Genomic DNA, 14,170 nt, shown 5'->3' on the forward strand with positions numbered 1-14,170 from the left:
ATCCCTATCGCCGTCAAGCTAAGCCCCTACTTCAGCGCGACAGCCAACATGATGCATCGGCTGTCAGAGGCCGGAGCCGACGGGTTGGTGCTGTTCAATCGCTTCTACCAGCCCGACCTCGACCTGGAGAATCTGGAGGTCGTGCCCAACCTGGTGCTCAGCCGGTCGGAGGAGATTCGGCTGCCGCTGCGCTGGATCGCTATCCTGTATGGGCACATCTCGGCCGACATGGCGCTGACGACCGGCGTCCACTCGGCTCAGGACGCGCTGAAGGCCGTGGCCGCCGGCGCGAACGTGGCGATGATGACCTCGGAGATTCTGCGCAACGGCATCGGGCGCTTTGGTGAGGTGGTGAAGGAGATGGCGCTGTGGCTGGAGGAGCGGGAGTACCGTTCCATCCAGGAGTTGCACGGCAGCCTGAGCCAGATCAACGTCGCCGCGCCGGCCGCATTCGAGCGGGCGAACTATATCCAGATCGTCCGTTCGTACACGCCGTCGTTTCGATAGAGTGGTAGGGTGGGTTGGCAACCCGCCCTACATCACAGGTGTCAGTCAAAACGGAAGAGGCCCAGGAGTGATCCTGGGCCTTTTCTGATTGTAGCGCGGGGTGGCAACCCGCCTCTTGTCCTTCTCAGAAGCGGGATGGCATCCTGCGCTACAGGGAACGCCCGTCTCCGGGGTTATTGTAGGCCAGCGAGCAGGGAATGCCGGCCATATTGCATTCGATGGCCGCGGAGCAGACGTGTTCGCGAACCTGGCCCCGGTTGTCTACTGTCAGCAAGAAGTCGGATGCGGGGTAGACCCGGCGCTCTTTGATCTCGATACTCCGGCCGACTCGCTCGCAGTACTTGGCGCTCACGACGACCCAATTTTCTGTTGCCATTTCGGCCTCCCAATAGCTTCCCTCGCCCCTGAGGAGAGGGCTAAGGAGAGAGTAAGGGCGCGGATAAAGATGGTTGCGCCACATTCAGTGAGAGGATAGTCGATGAGGGGGCGGCGCTCCAGTGTCATCCGTCACGCGATCTCATGACATTCGTCATAAGCATTTGTGAAAGAGATCACTAAGCGGGCGAGGGGTTCTCCTCTACACTATGACAGGATAGTTCAGGTGCGACCCACTTCAGAAAGTGGGTCGCACCTGACGGGATTGAATAAGGTGCGACCCACTTTCTGAAGTGGGTTGCACCTCGCGGGACAGCATCCGCGCTACAACGAAGGAGTGGGTTAGCTATGCTCAAAGCGGATCGGATTGTGCCAACCACCTGCCCCTACTGCGGGGTGGGCTGCCAGGTCGATTTGCACGTGAAGGACAGCCTGCTCTATCGGGTTAACGGCCGCTTCGACAGCCCCGTGAATCGCGGCAATTTGTGCGTGAAGGGGCGCTTTGGCTTCGACTTCGTGCACGCGCCGGATCGGCTGACCGAGCCGCTCGTCTGGCCTGACCGGAAGGCGGGTCGCGGGATACCATCCCGCGCTACATGGCCGGAGGCGCTCGATTACGTGGCCGCGCGTCTGCACGATATCCGGGAAGAGAGCGGCCCGGACAGCATCGCCTTCCTCGTCTCGGCCAAGTGCACCAACGAGGAAAATTATCTGCTACAGAAGCTGGCCCGTGCGGTGGTCGGGACGAACCACGTCGACCACTGCGCCCGTCTCTGACACAGCAGTAGCGTGGCCGGTCTGGCCGCGACACTCGGTTCCGGCGCGATGACTGACTCGATCAGCAACATCACGCGCGCCGATCTGCTGTTCGTCACCGGCTCCAACACCACGGAGGCCCACCCCATCATCGGCCTGGAGATGAAGCGCGCGGTGCGCCAGTTCGGGGCAAAGCTCATTCTGCTCGACCCGCGCGAGATCGAACTGGCGAACTTTGCCTATTTGCATCTGCGCCACCGGCCGGGGACGGACGTAGCCGTGTTGAACGCGATGGCCCACGTTATCATCCGCGATGGGCTGCGCAATAGCACGTTCATCGAGGGGCGCACCGAGGCGTATGAGGCTTTCGCGGCGTCGGTGGCTGATTGGACGCCCGAGCGGGCCGAATCCATCTCCGGTGTGCCGGCGCAGGACATCGTCGACGCGGCCTATCTCTACGCCCACGCCCGCAACAGCATGATCTTCTGGGCGATGGGCATCACCCAGCATACGACGGGCACGGACAACGTGAAAGCGTGCTCCAACCTGGCGCTGCTGACGGGCCACATTGGCCGGCCGGGCACGGGGCTGAACCCGTTGCGCGGGCAGAACAACGTCCAGGGCGCGTGCGACATGGGCGGGCTGCCCAACGTCTTCCCCGGCTACCAACCGGTGGCCGACGAGACCATCCGGCGCAAGTTCGCCAGCGCGTGGGGCGTGCCCTACGAGGCGCTGGGGGCCAAGCCGGGCCTGACGGTGACGGAGATCATCCACGGCGCGTTGGAAGGGCGCATCCGGGCCATCTACATCATGGGCGAAAACCCCATGCTGTCCGACCCGAATCTGAACCACGTGGCCCAGGCGCTAGAACAGGTGGAGTTTCTGGTCGTCCAGGACCTGTTCCTCAACGAGACGGCGCGGATGGCCGACGTAGTGCTGCCGGCGGCGAGCTTCGCCGAGAAGACGGGTACGTTCACCAACACGGAGCGGCGGGTGCAGATGGTGCGGCCGGCGCTGGAACCGCCGGGCATGGCGCGAGCGGACTGGGAGATTATCCTCGACCTAGCGAACCGGCTGGGCGCGGGCTGGCAGTACGAAAGCGCGGCCGACGTTTTCGCCGAGATGGCGACGGTGACGCCGCAGTACGCCGGCATGAGCCATGCCCGGCTGGAAGGGGACGGGCTGCAATGGCCGTGCCCGACGCCCGATCACCCCGGCACACCGGTGCTGCACACGGCCCAGTTCACCCGCGGCCGCGGACTGTTCTGCGCGTTGGAGTACCGGCCGCCGACCGAGCTGCCCGACGAGGAGTACCCGTTTCTGCTCTCCACGGGGCGCATCCTCTTCCACTGGCACGGCGGCACGATGTCGCGCCGCTCGCCCGGATTGGAGGCGGTGGCCCCGGAGGCCGAGGCCGAACTGCACCCGCAGGACGCGGCGCGGCTGGGGATCGTGGATGGCGATCGGCTGAGCGTGCGGTCGCGGCGTGGCTGCGTAGTGGCGGCGGCGCGGGTCTCACGCCGCTCCGCGCCGGGCATGGTGTTCATGACGTTCCATTACGCCGAATCGGCCACGAACTTGCTGACGATTGACGCGGTGGATCCAACGGCGAAGATTCCAGAGTATAAGGTGTGCGCCGTACAAATCGAGAAAGCGGCGGCGCCTGTCTTAGAGATGCAGCCCGCTTTCTGAGGTGGAGTGCATCTCGCGGGATACCATCCCGCGCTACAACAGAAGGAGTTATTACATGAATCCGAATCCCCCTTTACCTTCGCTTGATGCCCTGGTGCCGGGCGACATGGCCAAGAAAGCCGAGAACGTCGGCGTCGCCAAGGTTAACTTAGGCCCGTTCCGCATGTTCGCGCTGGCCGTGCTGGCCGGGGCGTTTATCGCCATGGGCGCGATCTTCATGACTACGGTCACGGCCGGCGCGTCGGGCGTGCTGAGCTACGGTGTGACGCGGTTGCTGGGCGGCCTGGCCTTTTGCGTGGGCCTCATCCTGGTCGTCGTCGGCGGCGCGGAACTGTTCACCGGCAACAACCTGATCGTCATGGCCTGGGCCAGCCGCAAGGTGAGCACCGGCCGGCTGCTGCGCAACTGGATTATCGTCTACCTGGGCAACTTCGTCGGCGCTGTCGTGACCGCCTATGGCATGTACCTGAGCGGCCAATTCACGTTTGGCAAGGGCGCGGTCGGGCTTCAGGCGTTGACCATCGCCAACGCCAAGGTGAGCCTCGACTTCACGCAGGCGCTCGTACTGGGCATTTTCTGTAACGCGCTGGTCTGCCTGGCGGTGTGGTTGTGCATGGGCGCGCGCTCGACGATGGACAAGATCATGGCGATCATCTTCCCCATTGCCGCCTTCGTCGCCATCGGGTTCGAGCACAGCATCGCCAACATGTACTTCATCCCCGTGGCGTTGTTCATCAAGAATGGCGCGCCGGCGGAGTTCTGGACCAACATCGGCGCGACGGCGGCCGACTTCGGCAACCTCACCTGGAGCAACTTCTTCATCGTCAACCTGCTGCCGGTAACCATCGGCAACATCATCGGCGGCGCGCTGATGGTGGGGTTGGTCTACTGGTTCATCTACCTGCGGCCCAGTTGGACAGGGCAGAAGGAAGAGGCGGAGAAGCCGGAGCTTAAGAAAGCGTAGCGGAAGATCTCACGCTAAGAACGCAAAGTTCGCCAAGAACGCAAAGATTTGTGCTTTGCGTTCTTGGCGTGAAACGCTCTTATGGGGGTCAGGTGCAACCACTTCAGAAAGTGGGTCGCACTTCGTGGGATCTCTTCCCTAGCCCCTAGAACCTAGCCCCTAGAGATAGCCCAGTTTGTGCGCGGCGTGGGTTAGCTCGTCGCGGAATTTGGGGTGGGCGATGTGGATCAACGCCTGGGCGCGCTGGCGGATTGTCTTGCCGTAGAGCGAGGCCACGCCGTACTCGGTCACGATGTAGTGCACGTCGTTGCGCGTCGTCGTCACGCCTGAGCCTTCGGGCAGGAGAGGGGAGATGCGGCTGATGGTATCGCCCTTGGCCGTGGCGGGCAGGGCGATGAGCGGCAGGCCGCCCTTCGACCGCGCCGCGCCGCGGATGAAGTCCAGTTGCCCGCCCACACCGCTGTAGAACACAGGCCCGATGGAGTCGGCGCAGACCTGGCCGGTTAGATCGATCTGCAGGGCGGCGTTGATGGCGACCATGTTGTCGTTGAGGGCGATGTTGTAGGGGTCGTTCACGTACTCCGTCGGGTGCAACTCGACGATGGGGTTGTTGTCGACGAAGCTATAGAGCCGCTGGGAGCCGAACAGGAAGCCGGCCACCATCTTGCCCGGATGGAAGGTCTTGCGGCTGCACGTGATGATGCCCTGCTCGAACAGCGTCACCACGCCGTCGGAGAACAGCTCCGTGTGGATGCCCAGGTCTTTGTGGCTGCCCAGGTTCTCCAGGACGGCATCGGGCAGGCTGCCGATGCCCATTTGCAGCGTCGCGCCGTTGGGAATCATCCCGGCGATGTGCTGGCCGATGCGCATGTACTCATCGGAACTCTTCCCCTGGATGGCCTCTGGCAGGGGATAGTCCGTCTCGACCACGTGGGTCAGGCGGCTGACGTGGATGAAGCTGTCGCCCAGTGTACGCGGCATCTTCTTGTTGACTTCGGCGATGATGACACGGGCGGAGTCGGCGGCGGGCTTGGTGGTTCCCACCTCGACGCCGTAGCTGCAAAAGCCGTGCTCGTCCGGCGGCGACAGGGAGACGAGCGCTACATCGATGGGCAGAATCTTGCGCTGAAACAGACCCGGAATCTCGGACAGGAAGATGGGCGTAAAGTCGGCCCGGCCTTCCTGGACGGCCTTGCGCACGTTGTGGCCGATGAAGAGCGAGTTGTCGCGGAAGGAGCCTTCGTATTTGGGATCGACGTAGGGCGCGCCGATGAAGGTCAGGATGTGGATGAGCTGGACGTCGCGCAATTCCGGGGCGCGAGCGCACAGGGCGTCGATGAGGACGGATGGCCCGCCCGCGCCGCCGCCGACGTAGACGAGATTGCCCGATTCGATGCATGACAGCGCGGTACTCGCGTCTGTCACCTTGTGGCGATAAATGGATTCCCAATTCACTGTCGGCCTCCCATGAGTCCGTTGCCGGGCAGGTGGACGAGTTCCCGATGGGGCAGGACGACTTCCAGTTCCCGACCTAGCGCGCTGGCCACCTCGCGATGGGCCAATTTGCCCTGATAGAGATTGACGCCTGTCACCAGGGCCGGTTGCTGATCGATCATGCCCACGATGCCATGCAAGCCGATGCCCAGAAGGTAGGGCAGCAGGGAGTTGGTCAGGGCATAGCTGGTCGTGCGGGCGACGGCAGCGGTGACATTGGGCACGCAGTAGTGGATGACGCCATCGACGATGTAGGTCTGGTCGCGCAGGGTTGTCGGCCGGCTCGTCTCGGAGCAGCCGCCCTGATCGATGGCGAAGTCGATAAAGACAGCCCCGGGGCGCATAGCCTGAACCATCTCGCGGGTAATCAGGATGGGAGCGCGGCGGCCGGGGGCAAGCACCGCGCCGACGATGACGTCGGCGAATTCGGTGACACGTTCGATGTTGTAGTTGGAAGAGAGCATGGTGGTGACGCGGCCGTTGAGCATGTCGTCTAGGCGTTGCAGGCGGGACACCTCATTGTCGAGGACAACGACCTGTGCGCCGACATTGAGGAAGGCGCGCGCGGCGTTGCTGCCCAGAACGCCACCGCCGATGATGGCGGCGACGCCACGTGGGACACCGGGAATGCCGCTGAGGAGCGTGCCGCGTCCGCCGCTGTTGGTCATGAGCAACTGTCCGGCGATGATGGGGGCCAACCGGCCGGCGACCTCGCTCATAGGAACGAGGACGGGGCGGTCGCCATGGGGTTCGCCGATCATCTCGCTGGCGATGGCCGTGATCTCATGCTCGCGCAGGGCGTCCAGAAAGTCGGATGAAGCCACCGCCAGGTGGAGAAAGGCGACGATGGCCTGACCCGGCCGGAACAGAACGTGCTCCGCGGCCGTCGGGCGGGTCACCTTGACGACGACGTCGGCGCGGCCATAGACCTCGGCCGCCGAATAGACGATGTGGCCGCCGCTATGGCGGTAGGTCTCATCGCTGAAGCCGGCGGCCACGCCGGCGTTCTTCTCGACATAGACCGTGTGGCCGTGGCGCACCAGGGTCGCCACGCCGGCCGGGGTCAGGCCAACGCGCGACTCCAGGTCGCGCACCTCTTTAGGTATGCCAAATTCCATGATGTCCTCTCCTTCGCAAGGGCAACGTCCTCTACTGTTAGAAAGTCTAAACGGAACTGTCCCCTTGGGGAGTGTCTAATGTAATCTGTTGGGCTGACAAAGGTCATGACCCGGGGCGGCCGCCTTGCCCGTAACGAGGGCGACCGGCACACAGTACTGGGTAGCATCGACGCCGACCCTCGTTTAGCTTAACACACCCCCACTGACAAACACGTGACTTTCTTCACCCATTCAACTGCTGTTTGTCACTAGGGTTTCAGGCGGGGCCGTGTATACTGAAAGTGGGCTAAAACCCTGCCTGGTGTTCTTGCACTTTGACAATTTGCCCGCAGACGATTCGTCAACGCTGGGGCACAGGCAAGGAGCGCAAGCCTACTCTCCCCGCCCGGCCCCATTGAACACCAGCGTACTATTTCCCATTTCACCGGAGGTACTTTTGATGGCAACTGGAAGAGTTGTGATCGACGTAGAACGGTGCAAGGGGTGTGAACTGTGTCGCGAGGCCTGTCCCAAAGACGTGCTGGCTCTGGCTGAGGAGCTGAACGCCAAGGGGTACAGGCCCGTGATTCTTTTAGACCCCACCCACGATTGCACCGGCTGCGCCTTGTGCGCCACGGTCTGCCCCGACGGCTGCATCACCGTCTATCGCGACGTCGTCGAGAAGGGGCGTCCGGCCAACGGCCACGCCACGGCCCGCCCGGCCGTTGCTCAGGTCAGGCAGCCCCAGATGATCAGGGAGGGTGTGAGCCATGGCTAAGCAGCTATTGAAGGGCAACATCGCCTTTGCCGAAGCGGCCATCCGCGCCGGCTGCGAGGTGTACTTCGGCTATCCCATCACCCCACAGACAGAATTGTTGGAGCACATGGCCAAGCGGATGGTGGAACTCGATCGCGTCTTCTTGCAGGCAGAAAGCGAGGTGGCGGCGGTCAACATGGTCTATGGCGCGGCGGCGGCCGGCGCCAAGGTCATGACTTCCTCCAGCAGTCCGGGCATCAGCCTGATGCAGGAAGGCTTCAGCTACATGGCCGGCTCCAACGTGCCAGCCGTGGTGATTGACGTGATGCGCGGCGGGCCGGGCCTGGGCAACATTCAGCCCAGCCAGGCCGATTATAACCAGGTGACCAAGAGCGCCGGCCACGGCGACTTCCACCCCATCGTGCTCGCCCCATCGACCGTGCAGGAAGCCATTGACCTGACCGTGCTGGCCTTCGATCTGGCTGAGAAATACCGCACACTCGCCTTCGTCATCGCCGATGGGGCCATCGGCCAGATGATGGAACCGGCTGAACTGCCGGAGATGCGCCCGCTGCCGGAGAAACGGCCCGCCTGGGCTGTGACCGGCGCGAAAGGCCGGCCCCACAATGTGATTAGCTCGCTCTATATGGGCGCGGAAGAACTCGAAGCGCTCAATCTCACCCTGCAAGACAAGCTGCGCCAAATCGAGAAGGCGGAAGTGCGCTATGAAGCCACACACGTCGACGACGCGGAAGTGGTCATCGTCGCCTTCGGCACGGCGGCGCGAGTGGCCCATACCAGCGTCCAACACCTGCGAGCGGCCGGGTTGCCGGTTGGCCTGTTCCGGCCCATCACGCTGTGGCCCTTCCCCGAGCAAGAGTTGGCGCGCCTGGCGCGGCGCATCCCTTCCGTGCGCACCTTCCTGGTGGTGGAGATGAACGCGGGCCAAATGGTGCACGACGTGCGCGAGGCCGTCGGCAGCCACGTCCCGGTCCGGTTCAAGGGGCGCATGGGCGGTATCATCCCCCTGCCCGAGGAAATTGAAGAGGAGGTGCGCCGGATCATTCCGTCGGCGCACTCTCGCGCGTTCCGTGTGGAGGCAAAGAATGGCCGTGTTGCCCATCAATGAGACGATGGTCGAGCCTATTGACCTGAACAAGCGCTGCGAGGAGATTGTCTATGAGCGGCCGCAGTCGCTGAGCGACGTTTACACCCACTACTGCCCCGGCTGCACCCACGGCATTGCCCATCGCCTCGTGGCGGAGGTCATCGACGAGTTGGGTATCCGCGAAGACACCATCCTGGTGGCCTCGGTCGGCTGCTCCGTTTTCGCATACAACTACTTCGAGGTTGACTCGTGCGAGGCCGCCCACGGCCGCGCGCCGGCCATGGCGACTGGCGTTAAGCGCGTCCACCCCGACAAGATCGTTTTCACCTACCAGGGGGACGGCGACCTGGCCTCGATCGGCATGGGCGAGATCATGCATGTCGCCGCGCGCGGCGAGAGGATCACGACTATCTTCATCAACAACGCCGTCTACGGCATGACTGGCGGGCAGATGGCGCCCACGTCGCTGCCCGGCCAGGTCACTACGTCCTCCCCCTTCGGCCGCGACCTGCGGCTGTGCGGCGCGCCCATTCACATGGCCGAACTGCTGGCGAACCTGTCCGGCACGGCCTATGCGGTGCGGCGCAGCCTGCACGACGCCCGCCACATCATTCAGGCCAAGAAGGCCATCCGCACGGCCTTCGAGGCGCAGATCAAGGGGTTGGGCTTTAGCGTGGTCGAATTGCTCTCCACCTGTCCGACGAACTGGGGCATGACCCCGGCCGCATCGCTGGAATGGGTGCGCGACAGCATGATCCCCACCTACCCACTAGGGGATTATAAGGTCGCGCCGGAGCTGGCGGGGCCGCGCAAATAAGCGAGTTCCATCCCACTGGACACACACGCAAGGAGCAAGCCAAATGACAACCCCATGGAATCAACGCTGCGCCCAGCGCATGCAGTGGATGAAGGGCTCGGCCATCCGCGAACTGCTGAAGCTGACGGAAAGCCCCGACATCATCTCCTTTGGCGGCGGCATGCCCGCGCCGGAAGTGTTCCCGGTCGAGGCGTTCCGCGTCGCCGCCGACCGCGTCCTGGCCAAGCAGGGCACGAAGGCGCTCCAGTACAGCACGACCGAGGGCTACCGGCCGCTGCGCGAGTGGATCGTCGCCCAGATGGCCCGCTACGGCATCGAGTCGGCCCCGGAGAACGTGCTGATCACCAGCGGCTCGCAGCAGGCGCTCGACCTGCTGGGCATGCTGATGATCAACCCGGGCGATCTGCTGCTGACCGAGCGGCCGACCTATCTCGGCGCGTTACAGGCGTGGCGAGCCTATCAGGCTGAGTTCATCACCGTGCCCGTCGACAACGAGGGCTTGCAGGTAGACTTGCTGGAAGAGGCGCTCTGCGCGGGGCCGAAGTTCATGTACATCCTGCCCAATTTCCAGAACCCCGGCGGCGTGACGTTGTCCCTGGAGCGCCGCCGGCAACTCATCGAGATCGCCGACCACTATGGCGTGCCGATCATCGAGGATGACCCCTACGGCGAGTTGCGCTACGAAGGAGAGCATTTGCCGCCGCTGGTGGTCATCGACGCCGAGCGGCTGAAGAAGCGCGCTCGCCCAGCCGGCAACGGCCAGCCATACTACGACGAACACGCCCCGACCAACGGCAACGGCCGGGCCTACATGCGCGGCAACGTCATCTACCTGAGCACCTTCTCCAAGACGCTGGCCCCCGGCCTGCGGCTAGCCTGGATCGTCGCGCCGGTCGAGGTCATCCAGCGCTGCACCATCGCCAAGCAGGGCATGGACCTGCACACCGCGACACTGAACCAGATGATCGCCTACGAGATTCTGGCCGGCGACGGCGGGAACGCCTTCTTGCCCGGCCACGTCCGGCTCATCCGCTCCGTCTACCGCGAGCGGCGTGACGCGATGCTGGCGGCCATGGAGCGCTTCTTCCCCAATGAGGTGGCGTGGACGCACCCGGCCGGCGGGCTGTTCCTGTGGGTGACGCTGCCCGACTACCTGGACGCCACCGCGCTATTGAAAGAGGCGCTGGAGCACAAGGTGGCCTACGTCCCCGGCACGGCCTTTCATCCCGACGGCGGCGGCCACAACACCATGCGGCTGAACTTCTCGTTCTGTGAGCCGACCCGCATCGAGACGGGCATCCGGCGGCTGGGCGAGGTCTTCGGCCGGGCCATCGAGCGGCACGAGGCTGAGGCCAGGCGCGCCGAACCCGTTTTAGAGCCGGCTTTCTAGCCTGAGCAAACGCGAGGATATACGTCCTATGGAAACTTCGATCATTATCGCGGGGTTTGGCGGCCAGGGTGTACTGCTGGCCGGCCAGCTGTTGGCCTACGCGGGCATGGACGCCGGCCGGCACGTGACCTGGATCCCCTCTTACGGGCCGGAGATGCGCGGCGGCACGGCGCACTGCGTCGTCATCATCAGCGATGAGCCTATCGGCGCGCCCACCGTCGCCACGCCGGATGTGGCCATCGTGCTGAACCAGCCGTCGTATGACAAATATGAGCCGCGGGTCAAGCAGGACGGACTGCTGGTCGTCAACAGCTCTCTCATCCATGAGGAGTCTGGGCGGGACGACATCGAGACGGTCTACGTGCCCGCCAACGCCATCGCCGAGGAGTGGGGCACGTCCAAGATGCTCAACATGGCCGCGGTCGGCGCGTTGATCGGCGCCCGGCCGCTCTTGCCGCTGGAGGTTGTGGAGCAAGCGCTGGTCGACCACCTGCCGGCCGGCAAACAACACCTTGTGGAGGCCAACTGCCGAGTGCTTCGCCACGGCTATGACGTAGGTGCGCCGGCGCATGTCTGAGCGCGCCGGCGTGGAGGATACTGGAGATGACAAGGCTCAAGCGATTTCTTGTTCCGCTCGATGGATCGCCGTTGGCCGAGTGCGCTCTGCCTGTCGCGCGCGAGTTGGCGCGGCGGACAAAGGGCAGCCTGGTGCTGTTGCGCAGCCCCGAATATGTCGAGGCGCAACTGCCCTCGGCCGTTGAGTTCAGTATGTACCTGCCGCAGGGGCGCGACCTGACGGACTACTACCACAACGTACGCGAAGAGACCGAGCACTACCTGGCCGGCGTCGCCAAGCGCGTTGGCGCGGACGTGGCGGTTGAGACCCTGGTTGAGGAAGGGGAGCGCGCCGGGGCCATTGTCGATGCGGCGGCCGACGAGAATATCGATCTGATCGTCATGACCACCCATGGCCGCACCGGGCTTTCCCGCTGGGTGATGGGCAGTGTGGCCGAGCGGGTGCTGCACGAAGCGCCCTGCCCGGTGCTGATCCTGCGCTCCGGCCACGCATGCGCCGGCGACTCGCAAAAAGCGGCAAGCGCGCTCCGGTCGATCCTCATACCGCTGGATGGGTCGCCGCTGGCTGAGGAGGTGCTGCCCATGGGGCTGGCGCTGGCCGAGGCGCTGGACGGGGCGGTGACACTGTTGCGCGTCCAGCCGCCCGACCCGTCGGACGGCTATCTGGAGTCAGTGACGGCGCGCTACGGCGACCTCGACGTTCGCCTGCGCGCCGAGACGCTGATCCGGGCCGACACCGGCTCCTCGGCTGTGGCTCAGGCCATCCTGGACTACGCCGAACAGAACGATGTCGGGCTGATCGCCATGAGCACCCACGGCCGCAGCGGGCTGCAGCGCTGGGTCTACGGTAGCGTCACGCAGAAGCTGGTAGGTCATAGCAACCGGGCCATGCTGGTCGTGCGGCCCACGACGGGCTAGTCCGCCAGGCTCCCTGCTCCCAAAATGCCCCTTGCCGGTAGCGGCAAGGGGCATTTTTTGCCATGCGCACATTTGGCAGCCCGCTTCCAACTTAGGTACAATGTTTACTGGATCAAGCGTCGCAGGTCGTACAGGACTCGCGGATCACTCCTCATCATCTGCGAAATCTGCGTAATCTGCGGCTGCTTCCCGTGAACCATCCCATCATGCCCCCGTGGCCGCGCCTCAACGACGTGGCCGCGCGTTTCAGAGGAGATACATGAACCACGCATCCAAGCGACTTTCCCCTGTCCCGTCTGACCTGGCTATCGCTCAGGCCGCCACCCCCAGACCCATCCGCGAAGTGGCCGCCGAGCTCGGTCTGACCGAAGACGATCTGATCTACTTCGGCCAGACAAAGGCCAAGGTACACCTCGACACCTTGCCGAAGCTGGCCGATCGATCGTTGGGCAAATACGTGGACGTGACCGCCATCACCCCGACGCCGCTGGGCGAGGGCAAGACGACGACGGCCATCGGTCTGGTGCAGGGCCTCGGCCGGCTGGGCCACAAATCCATCGCCACCATCCGCCAGCCCAGCATGGGGCCGACGTTCGGCATCAAGGGCGGCGCGGCCGGCGGCGGCTACAGCCAGGTCATCCCGATGGAGGACTTCAACCTCCACCTGACGGGTGACATCCACGCCATCACCGCCGCCCACAACCTGGTCGCTGCGGCCATCGACGCCCGCTACTACCATGAAGACCGGATGAATGACGAAAAACTCGCCAAGGTCGGGCTGTCGCGGCTGGACATCGACCCCTACCGGGTTACCTGGAACCGGGTGATGGACGTGAACGACCGGGCGCTGCGCAAGATCATGGTGGGCCTGGGGCCGGAAGAGGACGGACGGCCGCGCCAGACGGGCTTCGACATCACCGTCGCCAGCGAGATCATGGCGATTCTGGCCCTGGTCAACGGCGATGACTATCGCAGCGCGCTGAAAGACCTGCGGCAGCGGGCCGGCCGGACGGTCATCGGCACGAACAAGGCGGGCAAGCCCATCACCCTCGACGATCTGGGCGTGGCCGGCGCGGTGACGGTGCTGATGAAAGATGCCCTGCACCCCAACCTCCTGCAAACACTGGAGGGGCAGCCGGCCTTCGTCCACGCCGGGCCGTTCGCCAACATCGCTCACGGCAATTCCTCCATCCTGGCCGACAAGTTGGCGCTGCGCCTGGGCGACTACGTAGTCACGGAATCCGGCTTCGGGGCCGACATCGGCATGGAGAAGTTCTTCGACATCAAGTGCCGCTACTCGGGACTGATTCCCGACTGCGTGGTGCTGGTCTCAACCATCCGGGCGTTGAAGATGCACGGCGGCGGGCCGCGCGTCGTGCCCGGCCGGCCACTGGACAAAGCCTACACCGAGGAGAACGTCGAGTTGCTGGAAAAGGGCGTCGCCAACATGGCCGCCCACATTCGCAACGCCAAGCGTTTCGGCGTGCCGGTGGTCGTGGCCGTCAACAAGTTCCCGACCGACACGGACGCCGAGATCGCCGCGGTGGAACGGGCAGCTATCGCTGCTGGCGCGGAAACGGCTGTGATGAGCGATCACTGGACCAACGGTGGAGATGGAGCGATCCAGCTGGCCGAGGCCGTTGTGGCCGCCTGCGAGAAGCCGTCTAACTTCAACTTCCTGTATCCGTTGGAACTGCCCATCAAGACCAAGATCGAGAC

Annotated in this window: 12 protein-coding genes and 1 pseudogene; 10 read left to right on the top strand and 3 right to left on the bottom strand. The window is 64.2% G+C overall.

Annotated features, from left to right (window positions below; all coding sequences use genetic code 11):
• Positions 1 to 507: pseudogene (locus tag ACE3UY_RS02020) on the top strand (dihydroorotate dehydrogenase-like protein); the annotation flags it as partial.
• Positions 508 to 655: 148 nt separating this feature from the next.
• On the opposite strand, the gene ACE3UY_RS02025 reads toward ACE3UY_RS02020, so the two are convergent.
• Positions 656 to 883, bottom strand: coding sequence for a hypothetical protein (locus ACE3UY_RS02025; RefSeq protein WP_374685880.1), 228 nt, complete (start codon positions 881 to 883; stop codon positions 656 to 658).
• 347 nt (positions 884 to 1,230) lie between these two features.
• Between ACE3UY_RS02025 and fdhF the strand changes: the two genes are divergently transcribed.
• Positions 1,231 to 3,330 (top strand): formate dehydrogenase subunit alpha, encoded by a 2,100-nt coding sequence (gene fdhF / locus ACE3UY_RS02030; RefSeq protein WP_374685890.1) that lies wholly within the window; start codon positions 1,231 to 1,233, stop codon positions 3,328 to 3,330.
• 55 nt (positions 3,331 to 3,385) lie between these two features.
• Positions 3,386 to 4,294, top strand: a complete 909-nt coding sequence (gene focA, locus ACE3UY_RS02035; protein ID WP_374685881.1) for a formate transporter FocA — start codon at positions 3,386 to 3,388, stop codon at positions 4,292 to 4,294.
• 159 nt (positions 4,295 to 4,453) lie between these two features.
• On the opposite strand, the gene ACE3UY_RS02040 is transcribed toward focA, so the two are convergent.
• Both ACE3UY_RS02040 and ACE3UY_RS02045 read right to left on the bottom strand, forming a co-directional pair.
• Positions 4,454 to 5,719 carry an acetyl-CoA hydrolase/transferase family protein gene (locus ACE3UY_RS02040; protein ID WP_374685882.1) on the bottom strand — a complete coding sequence of 422 codons (1,266 nt, stop codon included), beginning with the start codon at positions 5,717 to 5,719 and terminating at the stop codon, positions 4,454 to 4,456.
• A gap of 26 nt (positions 5,720 to 5,745) precedes the next feature.
• Entirely contained in the window at positions 5,746 to 6,906 is a 1,161-nt protein-coding gene (locus tag ACE3UY_RS02045) for an alanine dehydrogenase (protein ID WP_374685883.1), read from the bottom strand.
• A gap of 439 nt (positions 6,907 to 7,345) precedes the next feature.
• Between ACE3UY_RS02045 and ACE3UY_RS02050 the strand changes: the two genes are divergently transcribed.
• The 7 genes from ACE3UY_RS02050 to ACE3UY_RS02080 form a co-directional block, all read left to right on the top strand.
• On the top strand, positions 7,346 to 7,663 hold the full coding sequence (locus ACE3UY_RS02050; protein WP_374685884.1) for a ferredoxin family protein: 318 nt from the start codon (positions 7,346 to 7,348) through the stop codon (positions 7,661 to 7,663).
• Complete coding sequence (gene vorB, locus ACE3UY_RS02055) at positions 7,656 to 8,771, top strand: 3-methyl-2-oxobutanoate dehydrogenase subunit VorB (protein WP_374685885.1); 1,116 nt, start codon at positions 7,656 to 7,658, stop codon at positions 8,769 to 8,771. Before ACE3UY_RS02050 ends, vorB begins: the two co-directional genes overlap by 8 nt.
• A gap of 4 nt (positions 8,772 to 8,775) precedes the next feature.
• Complete coding sequence (locus ACE3UY_RS02060) at positions 8,776 to 9,567, top strand: thiamine pyrophosphate-dependent enzyme (protein WP_374685891.1); 792 nt, start codon at positions 8,776 to 8,778, stop codon at positions 9,565 to 9,567.
• Positions 9,568 to 9,610: 43 nt separating this feature from the next.
• Positions 9,611 to 10,957 carry a PLP-dependent aminotransferase family protein gene (locus ACE3UY_RS02065; protein WP_374685886.1) on the top strand — a complete coding sequence of 449 codons (1,347 nt, stop codon included), beginning with the start codon at positions 9,611 to 9,613 and terminating at the stop codon, positions 10,955 to 10,957.
• Between the two features lie 28 nt (positions 10,958 to 10,985).
• Complete coding sequence (locus tag ACE3UY_RS02070; protein WP_374685887.1) at positions 10,986 to 11,534, top strand: 2-oxoacid:acceptor oxidoreductase family protein; 549 nt, start codon at positions 10,986 to 10,988, stop codon at positions 11,532 to 11,534.
• 26 nt (positions 11,535 to 11,560) lie between these two features.
• Positions 11,561 to 12,451, top strand: coding sequence for a universal stress protein (locus tag ACE3UY_RS02075; protein WP_374685888.1), 891 nt, complete (start codon positions 11,561 to 11,563; stop codon positions 12,449 to 12,451).
• 259 nt (positions 12,452 to 12,710) lie between these two features.
• The coding region (locus ACE3UY_RS02080; protein WP_374685889.1) for a formate--tetrahydrofolate ligase at positions 12,711 to 14,170 on the top strand (1,460 nt) is incomplete at its 3' end.

This window comes from Promineifilum sp. (SeqCode) (assembly GCF_041918635.1).
In the GTDB taxonomy this organism is placed as follows: domain Bacteria; phylum Chloroflexota; class Anaerolineae; order Promineifilales; family Promineifilaceae; genus Promineifilum.

Coding starts and splice junctions, on each gene's coding strand:
- ACE3UY_RS02025 (WP_374685880.1), bottom strand. CDS start 883: ATGGCAACAGAAAATTGGGTCGTCGTGAGCGCCAAGTACTGCGAGCGA.
- focA (WP_374685881.1), top strand. CDS start 3,386: ATGAATCCGAATCCCCCTTTACCTTCGCTTGATGCCCTGGTGCCGGGC.
- ACE3UY_RS02045 (WP_374685883.1), bottom strand. CDS start 6,906: ATGGAATTTGGCATACCTAAAGAGGTGCGCGACCTGGAGTCGCGCGTT.
- ACE3UY_RS02050 (WP_374685884.1), top strand. CDS start 7,346: ATGGCAACTGGAAGAGTTGTGATCGACGTAGAACGGTGCAAGGGGTGT.
- vorB (WP_374685885.1), top strand. CDS start 7,656: ATGGCTAAGCAGCTATTGAAGGGCAACATCGCCTTTGCCGAAGCGGCC.
- ACE3UY_RS02060 (WP_374685891.1), top strand. CDS start 8,776: ATGGTCGAGCCTATTGACCTGAACAAGCGCTGCGAGGAGATTGTCTAT.
- ACE3UY_RS02065 (WP_374685886.1), top strand. CDS start 9,611: ATGACAACCCCATGGAATCAACGCTGCGCCCAGCGCATGCAGTGGATG.
- ACE3UY_RS02070 (WP_374685887.1), top strand. CDS start 10,986: ATGGAAACTTCGATCATTATCGCGGGGTTTGGCGGCCAGGGTGTACTG.
- ACE3UY_RS02075 (WP_374685888.1), top strand. CDS start 11,561: ATGACAAGGCTCAAGCGATTTCTTGTTCCGCTCGATGGATCGCCGTTG.